The organism is Microbacterium radiodurans, from assembly GCF_008710705.1.
GTDB lineage: Bacteria > Actinomycetota > Actinomycetes > Actinomycetales > Microbacteriaceae > Microbacterium > Microbacterium radiodurans.
Genome location: NZ_VYRZ01000002.1, coordinates 175,469 through 188,993 on the forward strand (window position 1 = coordinate 175,469; position 13,525 = coordinate 188,993).

14 protein-coding genes are annotated in these 13,525 nt (G+C 72.3%); 6 read left to right on the forward strand and 8 right to left on the reverse strand.

The features are described 5' to 3' along the window. Positions 1 to 19: 19 nt before the first annotated feature. Positions 20 to 970 (reverse strand): 2,3,4,5-tetrahydropyridine-2,6-dicarboxylate N-succinyltransferase, encoded by a 951-nt coding sequence (gene dapD, locus F6B42_RS06625; protein WP_150418851.1) that lies wholly within the window; start codon positions 968 to 970, stop codon positions 20 to 22. Positions 971 to 1,014: 44 nt separating this feature from the next. Here dapD and dapE point away from each other — a divergent pair, with 44 nt between their 5' ends. From dapE to F6B42_RS06640, 3 genes are all read left to right on the forward strand, one after another. Beyond that, the gene (dapE, locus tag F6B42_RS06630; protein WP_150418852.1) at positions 1,015 to 2,091 is read left to right on the forward strand and encodes a succinyl-diaminopimelate desuccinylase; all 1,077 of its coding nucleotides are present in this window, start codon (positions 1,015 to 1,017) and stop codon (positions 2,089 to 2,091) included. Continuing rightward, a complete protein-coding gene (locus F6B42_RS06635; RefSeq protein WP_191089296.1) occupies positions 2,088 to 3,290 on the forward strand; it encodes a hypothetical protein in 1,203 nt (400 codons plus the stop codon). Before dapE ends, F6B42_RS06635 begins: the two co-directional genes overlap by 4 nt. A gap of 72 nt (positions 3,291 to 3,362) precedes the next feature. Continuing rightward, positions 3,363 to 3,536, forward strand: a complete 174-nt coding sequence (locus F6B42_RS06640) for a DUF3117 domain-containing protein (RefSeq protein WP_023950528.1) — start codon at positions 3,363 to 3,365, stop codon at positions 3,534 to 3,536. Between the two features lie 94 nt (positions 3,537 to 3,630). On the opposite strand, the gene F6B42_RS06645 is transcribed toward F6B42_RS06640, so the two are convergent. Continuing rightward, positions 3,631 to 4,266 carry an O-methyltransferase gene (locus tag F6B42_RS06645; RefSeq protein ID WP_150418853.1) on the reverse strand — a complete coding sequence of 212 codons (636 nt, stop codon included), beginning with the start codon at positions 4,264 to 4,266 and terminating at the stop codon, positions 3,631 to 3,633. Positions 4,267 to 4,339: 73 nt separating this feature from the next. Here F6B42_RS06645 and F6B42_RS06650 point away from each other — a divergent pair, with 73 nt between their 5' ends. After that, positions 4,340 to 4,735, forward strand: a complete 396-nt coding sequence (locus tag F6B42_RS06650; RefSeq protein ID WP_150418854.1) for a twin-arginine translocase TatA/TatE family subunit — start codon at positions 4,340 to 4,342, stop codon at positions 4,733 to 4,735. On the opposite strand, the gene F6B42_RS06655 is transcribed toward F6B42_RS06650, so the two are convergent. The 3 genes from F6B42_RS06655 to F6B42_RS06660 are packed head-to-tail and all read right to left on the reverse strand — an operon-like array spanning position 4,736 to position 7,670. Continuing rightward, positions 4,736 to 5,875, reverse strand: a complete 1,140-nt coding sequence (locus tag F6B42_RS06655) for an Mrp/NBP35 family ATP-binding protein (RefSeq protein WP_223878391.1) — start codon at positions 5,873 to 5,875, stop codon at positions 4,736 to 4,738. After that, a complete protein-coding gene (locus tag F6B42_RS14965; protein ID WP_223878392.1) occupies positions 5,872 to 6,399 on the reverse strand; it encodes a DUF1003 domain-containing protein in 528 nt (175 codons plus the stop codon). Before F6B42_RS14965 ends, F6B42_RS06655 begins: the two co-directional genes overlap by 4 nt. Then, on the reverse strand, positions 6,399 to 7,670 hold the full coding sequence (locus tag F6B42_RS06660; RefSeq protein ID WP_150418856.1) for a magnesium transporter MgtE N-terminal domain-containing protein: 1,272 nt from the start codon (positions 7,668 to 7,670) through the stop codon (positions 6,399 to 6,401). The genes F6B42_RS14965 and F6B42_RS06660 overlap by 1 nt, the downstream gene beginning before the upstream one ends. A 41-nt stretch (positions 7,671 to 7,711) precedes the next feature. Here F6B42_RS06660 and F6B42_RS06665 point away from each other — a divergent pair, with 41 nt between their 5' ends. Next, complete coding sequence (locus tag F6B42_RS06665; RefSeq protein WP_191089297.1) at positions 7,712 to 8,452, forward strand: general stress protein; 741 nt, start codon at positions 7,712 to 7,714, stop codon at positions 8,450 to 8,452. Next, entirely contained in the window at positions 8,449 to 9,120 is a 672-nt protein-coding gene (locus tag F6B42_RS06670; RefSeq protein ID WP_150418857.1) for an alpha/beta hydrolase family protein, read from the forward strand. The genes F6B42_RS06665 and F6B42_RS06670 overlap by 4 nt, the downstream gene beginning before the upstream one ends. Positions 9,121 to 9,142: 22 nt before the next feature. On the opposite strand, the gene F6B42_RS06675 is transcribed toward F6B42_RS06670, so the two are convergent. The 3 genes from F6B42_RS06675 to F6B42_RS06685 form a co-directional block, all read right to left on the reverse strand. Next, positions 9,143 to 10,906, reverse strand: coding sequence for a gamma-glutamyltransferase family protein (locus F6B42_RS06675; RefSeq protein WP_150419543.1), 1,764 nt, complete (start codon positions 10,904 to 10,906; stop codon positions 9,143 to 9,145). Between the two features lie 62 nt (positions 10,907 to 10,968). Beyond that, positions 10,969 to 12,402, reverse strand: coding sequence for an aminopeptidase P family protein (locus F6B42_RS06680; protein ID WP_150418858.1), 1,434 nt, complete (start codon positions 12,400 to 12,402; stop codon positions 10,969 to 10,971). A gap of 52 nt (positions 12,403 to 12,454) precedes the next feature. Next, entirely contained in the window at positions 12,455 to 13,468 is a 1,014-nt protein-coding gene (locus F6B42_RS06685) for an endonuclease/exonuclease/phosphatase family protein (RefSeq protein WP_150418859.1), read from the reverse strand. Positions 13,469 to 13,525 lie beyond the last annotated feature (57 nt).

The window sequence follows — 13,525 nt, forward strand, 5'->3', positions numbered from 1 at the left end:
TGCGCCCGAGCCTAGTCGCTCACGCGTGCAGCGACTCGTTCAACGTCACACCGACGCCCGCACGGCGCGACGCCTCGATGGCACCCGTCACGGAATTGCGCCGGAAGAGGATGCCGTCGCGTCCCGACAGCTCCGCGCCCTTCACCGTCGGACGGAAGCCGTCCGCCGTCGGCGCCTCGTCCACGAGCACGATCTTCGAGCCGGCCGTGACGTAGAGCCCGGCCTCGACGACGCAGTCGTCACCGAGCGAGATGCCGATACCGGCGTTCGCTCCGAGCAGGGTGCGGCGACCGATCGAGACGCGGTGCGTCCCGCCGCCCGACAGGGTCCCCATGATCGAGGCGCCGCCGCCGATGTCGCTGCCGTCTCCGACGACGACGCCCTGCGAGATCCGGCCCTCGACCATCGAGGCTCCGAGGGTGCCGGCGTTGAAGTTGACGAAGCCCTCGTGCATGACGGTCGTGCCCGATGCCAGGTGGGCGCCGAGGCGCACGCGCGCGGCGTCGGCGATGCGGACGCCGGACGGGGTGACGTAGTCGAGCAGACGCGGGAACTTGTCGAGACTGTGCACCTGGATGCCGTCGCGCTGCAGGAGCGGGCGCCGGCGAATCGCCTCGTCGGGGTGCATCGGGCCCGCCGTCGTCCACGCGACGATCGGCAGGTGTCCGAAGACGCCGTCGAGGTTGAGACCGTTCGGCTCGACCAGCCGGTGCGAGAGCAGATGCAGGCGCAGGTAGGCGTCGGGCGTGGAGGCGGGCGCGGCATCCAGATCGATCGAGACCGTCTCGGCCGTCACGCGCACACCGCGCCGCTCGTCGTCGGCGGCGAGCGGCGCCCACGTCACCATGGAGGCGGCGGTGTCCGCCGCCGTCGCGGTCCCGAGGGCGGGCTCCGGGAACCAGGCGTCGAGGACGGTTCCGTCCGCGCTCGTGGTGGTAAGTCCGATGCCCCAGGCCTGCCGTTCGCTCATGCCCTCCAGGTTATCGGTGCGGTCGGCGTCGATAGACTCGCGGCATGCCTGAGCTCGATCTGACCGTCTCCAGCGCCGATCTGACCCGGGTGATCTGCGACATCCCGAGCGTGTCGGACGACGAGACCACCCTGGCCGACGCCATCCACGCGGCGGTGTCCCTCCTCCCGCATCTCGACGTCGTGCGAGACGGCGACACGATCGTCGCGCGGACGAACCTGGGACGCGCTCAGCGGGTGGTCATCGCGGGGCACATCGACACGGTGCCGATCAACGACAACCTCCCCACACGCGACGTCGTCGAGAACGGCGAGGATCTCATCTGGGGTCGCGGCACGGTCGACATGAAGGCCGGCGTCGCGGTGCAGCTGAAACTCGCCGCCGAGCTCGCCGACCCCCGGGTCGACATCACCTGGATGTGGTACGACCACGAAGAGGTGTCGTCGGACGAGAACGGTCTCGGCCGACTCGCCGAGAATCACCCGGACCTGTTCGCCGGCGACTTCGCCATCCTCGGAGAGCCGTCGAACGGGCAGGTCGAGGGCGGATGCAACGGGACTCTCCGCGCCGTCGTCCGAACGCACGGTCGGCGCTCCCACAGTGCCCGCGCCTGGATCGGCGACAACGCGATCCACCGGGCGGCCCCGATCCTGCAGCGGCTCGCCGACCACATCCCTCCCGAGGTCGAGGTCGAGGGGCTCGTCTATCGCGAGGGGCTCAACGCCGTCCGCATCTCCGGCGGCGTCGCGGGCAATGTGATTCCGGATCTCTGCGAGGTCGAGGTCAACTACCGCTTCGCGCCGAGCCGCAGCACCGACGACGCCGTCGCGATCGTCCGTGAGGTCTTCGCGGGCTTCGAGGTCGAGATCGTCGACATCGCCGGCGGAGCGCGGCCCGGCCTGGACGCCCCGCTCGCCCGTGAGTTCGTCGCCGCCGTCGGCGCGGAGCCGCGCCCGAAGTACGGGTGGACGGACGTCGCACGCTTCTCGGCACTCGGTGTGCCGGCGGTCAACTACGGCCCCGGCGACCCGCTACTCGCCCACCACGACGAGGAGCGGGTTCCCGTCGCGCAGATCGACGCCGTCGAGAAGGGGCTCCGCGCCTGGCTCTCGGGCTCGTGACCCGTCTGCGTCACCTCGCCACGCGCCTGCCGCCGGCGGGTGCGATCGCCGTCATCTACGTCGCGGCTCGGCTGACGACGACCGGCTTCTTGCTCCTCGCGGCGCAACTGAGCGGACCCGCGTCACGATTCGGCACCCGGCCGTCCCTCGGAGTGCTCGCGATGGGGTGGGATGCGCAGTGGTACTGGACGATCGCGTACAGCGGCTACCCGTCGACGCTCCCTGCTGACGCGGCGGGGACCGTCGCCGAGAACGCCTGGGCGTTCATGCCGATCTATCCGTGGGTCTCGAACACCCTCGGCGCCGTGGTCGGCGGATACCCGGTCGCGGCGCCCGTCGTCTCGCTGATCGCGGGGTACTTCGCGTGCCTGGCGCTCGCGGCGCTGCTGCGGTCGCGGCTCGATCGGGCTGCGACTCTCTGGGCGGTGGCGTTCTTCGCGGCCGGGCCGCTCGCCGCGATCTTCCAGATCGGCTACGCGGAGTCGCTCTTCCTCCTCTGGCTGCTGCTCGCGCTCCTGGCCGTCGAGCGGCGACGGTGGTGGTGGCTCTACGCGCTCGTGCCGCTGCTCGCCTTCACGCGACCGGGTGTGCTCGCGTTCTCGCTGTTCCTCGCGCTCTACGGCATCTGGCGGTTCGTCCGGCGTCGAACGGATCCGCTTCCGCCCTCCCAGATCGTGCACATCGTCGTCTCGGGGCTGCTCGCCGCGGCTCTCGGGCTGCTCTGGCCGGTGATCACGGGAATCGCGACGGGGGATCCGCAGGCGTATCTGCACACGGAGCTCGCGTGGCGGCGGAGCTGGATCGGCGATCACGGCGGTTTCGTGCCCTTCGACGGTGCGGTGCGGGCGGCTGCGCTGTGGTTCGAGCTCTGGGGCCTTCCGTCTTGGCTCGGGCCGGCGGCGCTGGTGACGGTGATCGTCGCGGTGGCGTTGGTGCTGATCTTCTCGAGGCACGTCCGCCGGCTCGGCGTCCCGACACAGCTGTGGTCGGCGAGCTACCTGCTCTATCTGCTCGCGGTCTTCTTCCCCCAGTCGAGCACCTTCCGACTGCTCCTGCCGCTCGCGCCGCTGACGGGCGCACTCGCGGCACCGCGGTCGACGCCCTGGCGGGTCTCGGTGCTGCTGGCCGGACTCGTCGCGCAGGCGGGATGGATCGTGGCGATGTATGCGTTCGGCAACACCTACTGGCAGGTTCCGTGACGCGATGTACGGCACGCCCGCGCGGTGCACGATAAACTTGCCGGGAAGTCCTCATGACGAAAGGAAGCCGCGATGGCAGCCATGAAGCCGCGAACCGGAGACGGACCGATGGAGGCCGTGAAGGAGGGGCGACTCATCATCGTGCGCGTGCCGCTCGAAGGCGGTGGACGTCTGGTGGTCTCCGTCAACGACGAAGAGGCCAAGGAGCTCCACAGTGTGCTGAGCGGAGTCGTCGGCGCCGCCTGACGCTCCCGCATACGACGAACGGCCGGTCCCGAGGGGACCGGCCGTTCGTCGTATGCGGGCGCCTGCGGCGCGACCGAGTGCGGAACGCGGAGTGTCAGGGTGTGGCGACCGTCGTCAGCTGCAGCAGGCCCTCACCGACGATCGAGAGAGCGCCCAGGACGGCCGGCGACGACTGCGTCTCGTGGATGATCGAGCGATAGGCGCGGGTGACGTCGTCCCGTCGCACGGGATCGGCGACAGCCCCGCCGGCGAGGACCCGGGGGACGAGGACGGTTCCCCCCGGCCGCACCAGGCGCAGTCCGTGCTCGACGTACTCGATCACGCCCTCGGCATCCGCATCGACGAAGACGATGTCGTAGGAGGCTTCGTTCATGCGGGGGAGGACGTCGGCCGCACGACCCGTGATGAAGCGTGCGCGAGCGGGCGGGATCCTGGCCTCGGCGAACGACTGCCGTGCCACCGCGAGGTGCTCGGGCTCGATGTCGATCGTGGTGAGGGTCGCCCGCGGCGAGCCGTGGAGCAGCCAGAGGCCGGAGACGCCGCCTCCCGTGCCGATCTCGACGATGTTCAGGGCGCCGGTGGCGGCCGCGAGCACGGCCGTCTGCGCGCCCACCGGGGCGCTCACCGGGGCGGCGCCGATCTCGAGAGCGTGAGCGCGGGCACGCGCGATGTGATCGGGTTCGACGGTCGCCTCGACCGCGAACCTGCGAACCGCCTCTTGATCGCCCATGTCCGACCTCCCGCGTGCCAGCGTACGCGTCGCGGCGGCGTCCACCGCGCAGGCGCACGGGTAATCTGGTGGCATGTTCTTCGGCCTCGACTGGGACAAGCTCGTCCTCATCGGGGTCGTGGCGGTCCTGCTGCTGGGACCCGAGCGGCTTCCCCAGCTCGCCGAGACCCTGGCCCGCGTCACCGTGCGTGCGCGCGACTGGGTGAACGGGGCGAAGGATCGCGTCCGCGACGAGATGGGCGAGGACTTCTCCGACGTCGAGTGGCGAAAGCTCGACCCTCGTCAGTACGACCCCCGCCGCATCATCCGCGATGCCCTGCTCGAGGACGCGCCGGTGCCGACGGTGCGTGCCGCGGCGGCCGGTGCCGCCATCACGACGGCCGCGGCCGTGGGCATGGATGCCGCCGGCGCCGAACGCCTGCGATTCGAGCGCGGCGCCGCGGTTCCCTTCGACGACGAAGCGACCTGATCAGCGCACGCGCACGGGCAGCGTCCGGCCGAGCAGCGGACGTCGGGTGCCGGCGATCGCGCGGGCGACCTCGACGATGGCCCGAGCGGCCGCGTCATCCGGATGCGCGACGACGACCGGGCGGCCCTCATCGGCGTCCGAGCGTAGCTGGGGGCTGAGCGGGACGGAGCCGAGGAGCGGGACGGGCGCGTCGTTCGAGAGCGCGTCGGCCACCTGCTGCCCGCCGCCTTCGCCGAACAGATCGAGGCGCGTGCCGTCGGGGAGCGTGAGCGGGGCCATGTTCTCGATGACGCCGAGGACGCGCTGTCCGGTCTGCCGTGCGACGAGACCGCTGCGGACGGCGATGTCGGCGGCGGCGGTCTGAGGCGTGGTGACGACGACGACCTCGGCGTGGGGGAGGAGCTGGCCGACCGAGATGGCGACGTCGCCGGTTCCCGGCGGCATGTCGATGAGGAGCACATCGATGTCTCCGAACCACACGTCGGCGAGGAACTGCGTGACGGTCCGGTGCAGCATCGGCCCCCGCCACGCCACGGCGCCGGGGGCGTGGCCGTCCGCGCCGAGGAACATCCCGATGGAGATGGTCCGGACGCCGTGGGCGACGGGCGGGATCATGAGGCCGTCGATGCGCGTCGGCTGCGGGGGCGGCGTCTCCGCGCCCCCGAGACCGAGGAGCGCGGGGATCGAGAATCCATGGACGTCGGCGTCCACGAGGCCGACCTGCAGGCCCTGCGCCGCGAGAGCGGTAGCGAGGTTGGCGGTCAGGGTGGATTTGCCGACGCCGCCCTTGCCGCTCGTGACCACGATGACGCGGGTGAGGGATTCGGGACCGAAAGGGATCTGGCGGGCCGGCCGCCCGCCGCGGAGCTTCTCGGTCAGCGCCGCGCGTTCGGCGGGACTCATCACCCCCAGCTCGAGCTCCACGGCCGTGACGTTCGCGACGGTCAGCGCGGCCGCGCGCACCTCCCGCTCGATCCGGTCGGCGGCGGGACATCCGACGATCGTGAGCGCCACGCCGACGTGGGCGACACCGGCGTCGTCGACCGACACGTCCCGCACCATGTCGAGCTCGCCGAGGGGGCGGCGCAGCTCGGGATCGTGCACCGCGGCGACGGCAGCGCGCACCGCGGCGGCCGTCACGGCGTCTCCGGCCGCTCGTCGCCGGCGTCGAGTCGTTCGAGGGCGCTGCGAAGCTCGGTGCGGAGCGTGTCCTTCGTCACGATGCCGTCGGTCAGGTCCGAGATGGCCATCCGGAGCGCCACCACCTCGCGGGCGAGGTACTCCGTGTCGGCCAGGTTCCGCTCGGCGCGCTGCCGGTCCTGCTCGATCTGCACACGGTCGCGGTCGTCCTGACGGTTCTGCGCCAGCAGGATCAGGGGGGCGGCGTACGACGCCTGCAGCGACAGCACGAGGGTCAGCGCCGTGAAACCGAGATCCGCCGAATCGAACTGGACCCCTTCGGGGGCGAGGGTGTTCCAGGCGATCCACAGCACGCAGAAGAGCGTCAGCATGACGAGGAACTGCGGTGTGCCCATCGCGCGCGCCACCCACTCGGTGAAGCGGCCGAACCTGTCCCGCGAGGGCTGCGGGGTGCGCGCGGGCAGGACGCTCGCGCGGCGACCGCGCGGCGCCTCGAGCGAGACCTTCTTCGTCGAACGCGCCATCATCGCCGGCCTCGCAACGCCGCGGCATCCTCGGGCTCGACATCCTGCGAACGCCAGTCGTCCGGAAGCAGGTGATCGAGCACGTCGTCGACGCTGACCACGCCGACGAGTCGGTGCGCCTGATCGATGACGGGAACGGAGACGAGGTTGTAGCTCGCGAGCATGCGGGCGACCTCCGCCGCCGATGAGGATGCCGCGACCGGCTCCACGGTGTCGTCGATGATGGTGCCGAGCCGCTCGTGGGGCGGGTAGCGCAGCATCCGCTGGAAGTGGACCGTGCCGAGCAGCCGCCCGGTCGGCGTCTCGTACGGCGGCAGGGTGACGAACACCGACGCCGCCAGGGCGGGATGCAGCTCGTGGCGGCGGATGAGAGCGAGCGCCTCGGCGACCGTCGCCTCGGCCGAGAGGACGATCGGATCGCTCGTCATCAGACCGCCGGCGGTGTCGGGACCGTACTCGAGGAGGGCGCGCACGTCCTCGGCCTCCTCGGGCTCCATCAGCTCGAGCAGCTGCTCGATGCGGCCCTCCGGGAGCTGTCCCAGGAGGTCGGCCGCATCGTCCGGCTCCATAGCATCGAGGATGTCGGCCGCACGCTCGTCGCCGAGACGCTCGAGGATGTGGACCTGCTCGTCTTCGGGCATCTCCTCGAGGGCGTCGGCGAGCCGGTCGTCGGGCAGCTCTTCGGCGACCTCGAGGAGTCGCTCCTCCGGCAGGTCGAGCAGGGTGTTGGCGAGGTCGGCGGGCTTCAGCTCGGAGTAGGTGGCGACGAGCTGTTCGGCGGACTGCGCGCCGCCGGGGGTGCGGTCCTGACGAACGTCTGTCCATGCCGCGAACGTGGTGGGGCCCTTGGCGAAGGGGGACGCGCTCGTCTTCGGGCGACGCAGGAAGAGCTGGCCGATGTCCCACTCGCCGAGCCGGTCGCGCTCGATCGCGGCATCCTCGATCACGGCCTCGCCCGACCCGTCGCGCAGGTACACCTTCCGGCCGAGCAGCTCCGCCATGACGCGGACCTCGCCGCCGCGCTGCTGGAAGCGCCGCACGTTGATGAGGCCCGTCGTGATGACCTGGCCGGTGGCGATCGAGGTCACCCGTCCGATCGAGAGGAAGACGTTGCGTCGACCGGGGATCTCGACGACGAGACCGATCACCCGGGGAGGATCCTCCTTGCGGAAGATGACGACGACATCGCGGACCTTGCCGAGCCGATCGCCCGCGGGGTCGAACACGACGCAGCCGACCAGGCGCGCTACGAAAACCCTCTGCGTACTCACCGTCCCAGCGTAGTCCGCGTCCTGCGTGACAAGATGGTCCGATGAGCATGATGAGCGGGACGCCTCCCGTCGCGGGCGAGAAGGTCGCGGAGTTCGCGTCGTACGAGGGCGCGCAGAAAGCCGTCTCGAAGCTCATCGCCGCGGACATCCCCGCGCGGGAGATCGCGATCGTCGGGACCGGTCTCCGCTCGGTCGAAACGGTCACCGGACGCCTCGGCTATGCGACCGCCGCGCGCACGGGGGCGATCAACGGCATCCTCCTCGGTCTCGTCTTCTCGCTCATCTTCGTCTTCGGCACCCCCGACGCCGCGATCCAGCTCTTCCTGGGCGTCATGCTCGTGGGCGTCGCGGTCGGCATGGCGACGAGCCTCGTGATGTTCGCGCTGGTCCGACGCCGCCGCGACTTCGCCTCGGTGACCCAGGTCGTCGCCGACCACTACGAGGTCACCGTGCAGTCGGGCAGCATCCACCGTGCCCGCGGTGCGCTGAACACCGCGCCGACAGCGGCCGCGGCTCCCGCGCCGCACCCCGCGACCGCCGAACCGCCGCGCTACGGCGAGCGGGTCGACCCGGTCCCCGCCCCGCCCGCCGACCGCCCCGCGCCCGGCCCCGACGCTCCGCCCGCCGGCGGCCCGGCAGCGCCCCCGACCGGACCTGCAGCGCCCCCGACCGGACCTGCAGTGCCCCCGACCGGACCGGCGGCTCCGCCCGCCCCCGGACCGTCGGCGCCCCGCGCCGGGGACACGACCGACCCGCTCCCGGGGCAGCCGCCCGCACGATGAGCGACACCGTCGCCGTCGATCTCCCGACCGGGACGGTCGCGGTGCCGGTGATCGTCGATGCCGCGCCCGATCCGCGGACCGTCATCGTTCTCGCCCACGGCGCGGGCGCCGGACCCGACCACCCCTTCCTCGCGGGGTTCGCGAGCGCGGCGGCCTCGGCGGGGCACGACGTGGTCCGCTTCCCGTTCCCGTACGTCGTCGCGGGACGACGGATGCCGGGACCCGCCGCTCACGCGATCGCGGCCTGGCGCGCCGTCATCGATGCCGTGTCGGCTCGAGCCGACGGCCTGCCCGTCGTCGCGGCGGGGAAGTCCTACGGCGGCCGGATGGCGTCGATGGCGGCCGCAGCCGGCGAGATCTCGCCGCAGGCGCTCGCGTACCTGGGGTACCCGCTGCATCCCCCCGGCCGCCCGGACCGCCCACGCGTCGCGCATCTGCCGGAGATCCCGATCCCGCAGCTGTTCCTGTCGGGGACCCGGGACGCTTTCGTCCAGCCGTGGGCGGACCTGGAGGATGCGGTCGCGTCGTGTCGCGACGCCGAGCTGGTCCCGGTCGCGGGCGGCGGTCACTCGTTCGAGGTGGCGGCGACGCGCCGCTCGGCGGCCGAGCTCGGTTCCGATGCCGCCGACGCGGTGACCGCGTGGGTCACCCGCCGCCTCGCACCCTGATCCGCGCGCGCAGCGGGGGCCGTCAGCGCCCGGCGGCGTAACCCTGCTGCCCGCGGGGGTTGGCGGCTGCCCACAGGGTGCGCTCGGCGGCCGTTCCGTCGCCGGCATCGATTCCGACCGCTGAGAGCCGACCGAGCGCCCAGTCGGCCGCGCGGACGACGTCGTGACCGCGGGCGGCGAGAGACGCGATGACGTCGTCGCCGAGGCGGCTCTCGACGACAGCGCCGGCAGGCGTCCAGGTTCGCGGCCAGAACGAGTCGATCACGGCGGTGGTGTGGAGCGTCGGCGCGTCGATCGCCTGCTGGGCGTTCCAGCCGCCGACGAGCATCCGCAGAAGCATCGGCAGCTGCCACTGCTCCTGCTGGTCGCCCCCGGGGGTGCCGAGCGCGATCTCGGTGCGGCCGTCGCGCAGGACCAAGGTGGGAGAGAGCGTCGTGCGCGGTCGGTGGCCCGGGCGGAGGGCCGCCGACGAGCGCTCGTCGAGCCACGTCATCTGCAGCCGCGTGCCCAGACAGAATCCCAGTTCCGGAATGGTCGGGGACGACTGCAGCCAGCCGCCCGAGGGCGTCACGGCGACGATGTTGCCCCAGCGGTCGACGACATCGATCTGGCAGGTGTCGCCGCGCGTCTCACCGGTGCGGGCGACGGTCGGTTCGCCGGTCGCGCCGCGGGGCGCCGGGCCGGCGGCGGTCTCGGCGAGCGGCGGTGCGAACGGCGCGGTCGATTCCGACAGCCATCCCGCGCGCCACGTCGTGGAGGCACGGTCGCCGATGAGCGCACGGCGCTCGGAGATGTAGTCGGCGGCGAGCATCCGTGCCGCATCCGCCGCGGCGTCGACGCCGTCACCGAGGTGCGCGTCCCGGTCTGCGAGGGCGAGTTTGAGCGCCTCGAGGACGTTGTGCGCGCCCGACGCGGTCGCGGGATCGACATCCGCGTCGTCGAGGGGGTCGAGCAGGGCGAGCGCCTGCAGGAGCGCAGGTCCCTGCGACCAGGCGCCCGCCTTCGCGACGACCCGTCCGCGGAACGGAACGGTCATCGGCTCCTCGTACGACGCGGCGAAGCCGGCGAGATCGGCGGCGGTCAGCACGCCCGCGTGATCGCGGCCGTCCGAGTGCCGGTGCGGGGTCCGCACGAAGGCGTCGATCGCTCGGGCGACGCGGCCCGTCCGCCATTCCTCGCGCGCAGCGTCGATCCGCTGCGCGCGGGTGCCACCGGGTCGGGCCTCGCTCGCCAGGACCAGCTCCTCGAGAACCGCGGCGTACGCCGGGTTGCGGTGCAGCTCGCCGGCGACGGGCGGGCGGCCCTGCGGCATCCAGAGCGCGGCGGAGCTCGGCCACGATTCCCGGAACAGGTCGGCGACGCGCCCGATGACGGCTGCGGCGGCCGGCAGCATCGGGTGCCCGTCCCGCGCGTAGCCGATGGCGTATCCGAGCACATCCGCGAGCTCCCACGTCCCGTGATCGCGCAGGAGGAGCAGCCAGGCATCGACCGCCCCGGGGATCGCCGCGGCGAGAGCTCCCGCACCGGGCACCGCGTCGAGGCCTTCGCCGCGCATGTGGCCGATCGTCGCGCCGGCGGGAGCCGGACCCTGTCCGACGAGGACGCGGGGCGACGCCTCATCGGCGGCGTGGAACAGCCCGACGAGGTCGCCGCCCGGACCGTTCAGGTGCGGCTCGACGACATGGAGCACGAAGCCGCCCGCGACGACGGCGTCGAACGCGTTGCCGCCCCGCTCGAGCACGGACTGCGCGGCGGCTGTGGCGAGCCAGTGCGTCGACGAGCTCATGCCGAACGTGCCGCGCAGCAGCGGCCGGCTGAGATGCGCGGGCGGTGCGGAGAAAGGGCGATTCACGAGGCGAGTCGTGCGATCCAGGCCTCGACGTCGTCGGCGGTGCGGGGGATGCCGGCCGACAGGTTCACGGGGCCGTCCGCCGTCATGAGGATGTCGTCCTCGATGCGCACGCCGATGCCGCGATACTCGGCCGGCACGGTGAGGTCGTCGATCTGGAAGTAGAGGCCGGGCTCGATCGTGAAGACCATGCCGGCTTCGAGGACGCCGTCGTAGTACATCTCGCGCCGGGCCTGCGCGCAGTCGTGGACGTCGATGCCGAGGTGGTGGCTCGTCCCGTGCACCATGTAACGGCGATGCTGGCCGCCACGGTCGCCGTCGAGCGCTTCCTCGGCCGTGACCGGGAGCAGTCCCCACTCCGCGACGCGCCGCGCGATCACGCCCATGGCCGCCTCGTGGACGGATCGGAAGGTCGCACCGGGTCGCGCCGCGGCGAACGCGGTGTCGGCCGCCTCGCGGACGGTCTCGTAGACACGGCGCTGGATGTCGGTGAAGCGACCCGAGACCGGCAGCGTGCGCGTGATGTCGGCGGTGTAGAGGCTGTCGACCTCGACACCGGCGTCGATGAGGATGAGGTCGCCCGGAACGACGGCGCCGTCGTTGCGGGTCCAGTGCAGGTAGCAGGCGTGCGGGCCCGAGGCGGCGATCGTGTCGTAGCCCTCGCCGTTGCCGTCCGTACGCGCGCGGCGGTGGAAGACCCCCTCGACGGCGCGTTCCCCGCGAGGCGTCGCGATGATGCGGGGCAGGTCGGCGACGATGTCGTCGAATCCGCGCGCCGTCGCGGCGACGGCCAGCCGCATCTGCTCGATCTCGACCTCGTCCTTCACGAGCCGGAGCTCGGACACGGCGCGGGTCAGATCGGCGTCGGCATCGACGACGAGGTCGCCGGCGCGCAGCTCGACGCGCTCGAGGTGCTCGGTCGCGACACCGAGCTCGATCGCGACCGCCGACAGCGACGGACGCGGGCCGATCCAGAACTCGCCGACCGAGGCGTCCGCGTAGAACTCCGCGGAGGTCCGGTCCGCACGGTCGCGCAGGTACAGGGTCGCCTCGTGGCCGTTCCCGGTGGGGTCGAGCACGAGCACGGAATCGGGGACCGCGTCCGCGCCCCACCCGGTCAGGTGCGAGAAGGCGGTGTGGGCGCGGAAGGGGTAGTCGGTGTCGTTGGAGCGCTGCTTGAGGGAGCCCGCGGGGATGACGAGGCGCCGGCCCGGGAACTGCTCCGACAGACGGGCCCGGCGCGCCGAGGCGGCAGCCGCCTGCGGACCGGGGCTCGCCGCGACCTCGCTCCGCTCGGCCCACCCGGTCGAGATCGTGTCGAGGAAGCCGCGGGGGAAGGGCTGTCGCCGGTTGGCGTTCTCCTCCGGCGCTTCGGTCGTCTCGCTCAGCTGCGGCTGCTCGGGGGTCGCGGTCTCGACGTCGCTCGTGCTCATGCCACCAGTCTCCCACTCGCGCGCGGCGATCGTGGTGTGTGGGGCGGGCGGTTCACCGCCGCGCGTATTGCACGACGAGCGGACGGTGGTCGCTTCCGGAGTCGTCGAGCGATCGGATCACGACGGATGCCACGGGCCGCCACGCGTCGGTGGCCATGATGTGGTCGATCGGTGCGCCCAAGCGCGACGGCACGTCGGTCGGCCAGGTGCCGACGCCGCCGCTGCCGGTCAGTCGCGCGGCATCCGTGCAGCGACCGAGGTCCGCTCCATCGATCCCCAGGCGGTCCATGTGGTCGACCGTCGCATTGAAGTCGCCGGCCATGATCACATCGTCGGCCGCGCACTGATCGGCGAGCCACTGCAGGTCGCTCCGCCAGCCCGCCATCGCATCGGGACGGGGAGCCACGGCGTGCACGGCCACGACGATCGGGCCGTCTCCGTCGACGGGCATGGCGACGGCGCTCGGAACGATCGTGGTGTTGCTGGATCCGCCCGCCTCGGACTCGATGACGGCGTAGTCGCCGAGATCGGGCGAGATCAGCAGGGCCGTCGAGTTCGCGTCCCATCCGCCCTCGTACTCGTCGACGTGAGCCCACATGGGGTGACCGCGCTCGCCCATCGACACCGCCACCGCGCGTCCGGTGTCGATGGTGGTCTCGGGCAGGGCGACGATGTCCGCCTGCATCGCCACGGCGGTCTCGGCGATGACGGCGGCGTCGGTCGCGGGTCCCGCCGTGTTCCAGGTCATGACGCGGATCTCGCCGTTCTCCTTCGGTGGGAGCTCGTCGGAGCCGAGCCCGCGCGAGACCAGCGTGAAGCCGCCGGCGCCGGCCGCGACGAGGAAGACGAGGGCCAGCGTGAGACAGAACGCGCGGATACGGCGACCGAGGGCGAAGACGAGGAAGAGAACCGCCAGCGCCGCGAACGCGAGCACCACGACGGGCCGGATCGACACGATCTGCGCGAAGGGGAACTCCCGCTCCTGGCGAAGCAGCTGGGGCCAGGTGACCAGCGCGGCGGCCCCCGCGCACAGCAGCACGACGATGGCTCCGATCACCCGCTTCACGCCTCGACTCTAGAAGAGCGAGCCTGGGAGTTCACGGGCGCCGGTACGCTGTCGAGA

Coding starts and splice junctions, on each gene's coding strand:
- dapD (WP_150418851.1), bottom strand. CDS start 970: ATGAGCGAACGGCAGGCCTGGGGCATCGGACTTACCACCACGAGCGCG.
- dapE (WP_150418852.1), top strand. CDS start 1,015: ATGCCTGAGCTCGATCTGACCGTCTCCAGCGCCGATCTGACCCGGGTG.
- F6B42_RS06640 (WP_023950528.1), top strand. CDS start 3,363: ATGGCAGCCATGAAGCCGCGAACCGGAGACGGACCGATGGAGGCCGTG.
- F6B42_RS06645 (WP_150418853.1), bottom strand. CDS start 4,266: ATGGGCGATCAAGAGGCGGTTCGCAGGTTCGCGGTCGAGGCGACCGTC.
- F6B42_RS06650 (WP_150418854.1), top strand. CDS start 4,340: ATGTTCTTCGGCCTCGACTGGGACAAGCTCGTCCTCATCGGGGTCGTG.
- F6B42_RS14965 (WP_223878392.1), bottom strand. CDS start 6,399: ATGGCGCGTTCGACGAAGAAGGTCTCGCTCGAGGCGCCGCGCGGTCGC.
- F6B42_RS06665 (WP_191089297.1), top strand. CDS start 7,712: ATGAGCATGATGAGCGGGACGCCTCCCGTCGCGGGCGAGAAGGTCGCG.
- F6B42_RS06670 (WP_150418857.1), top strand. CDS start 8,449: ATGAGCGACACCGTCGCCGTCGATCTCCCGACCGGGACGGTCGCGGTG.
- F6B42_RS06675 (WP_150419543.1), bottom strand. CDS start 10,906: ATGAGCTCGTCGACGCACTGGCTCGCCACAGCCGCCGCGCAGTCCGTG.
- F6B42_RS06680 (WP_150418858.1), bottom strand. CDS start 12,402: ATGAGCACGAGCGACGTCGAGACCGCGACCCCCGAGCAGCCGCAGCTG.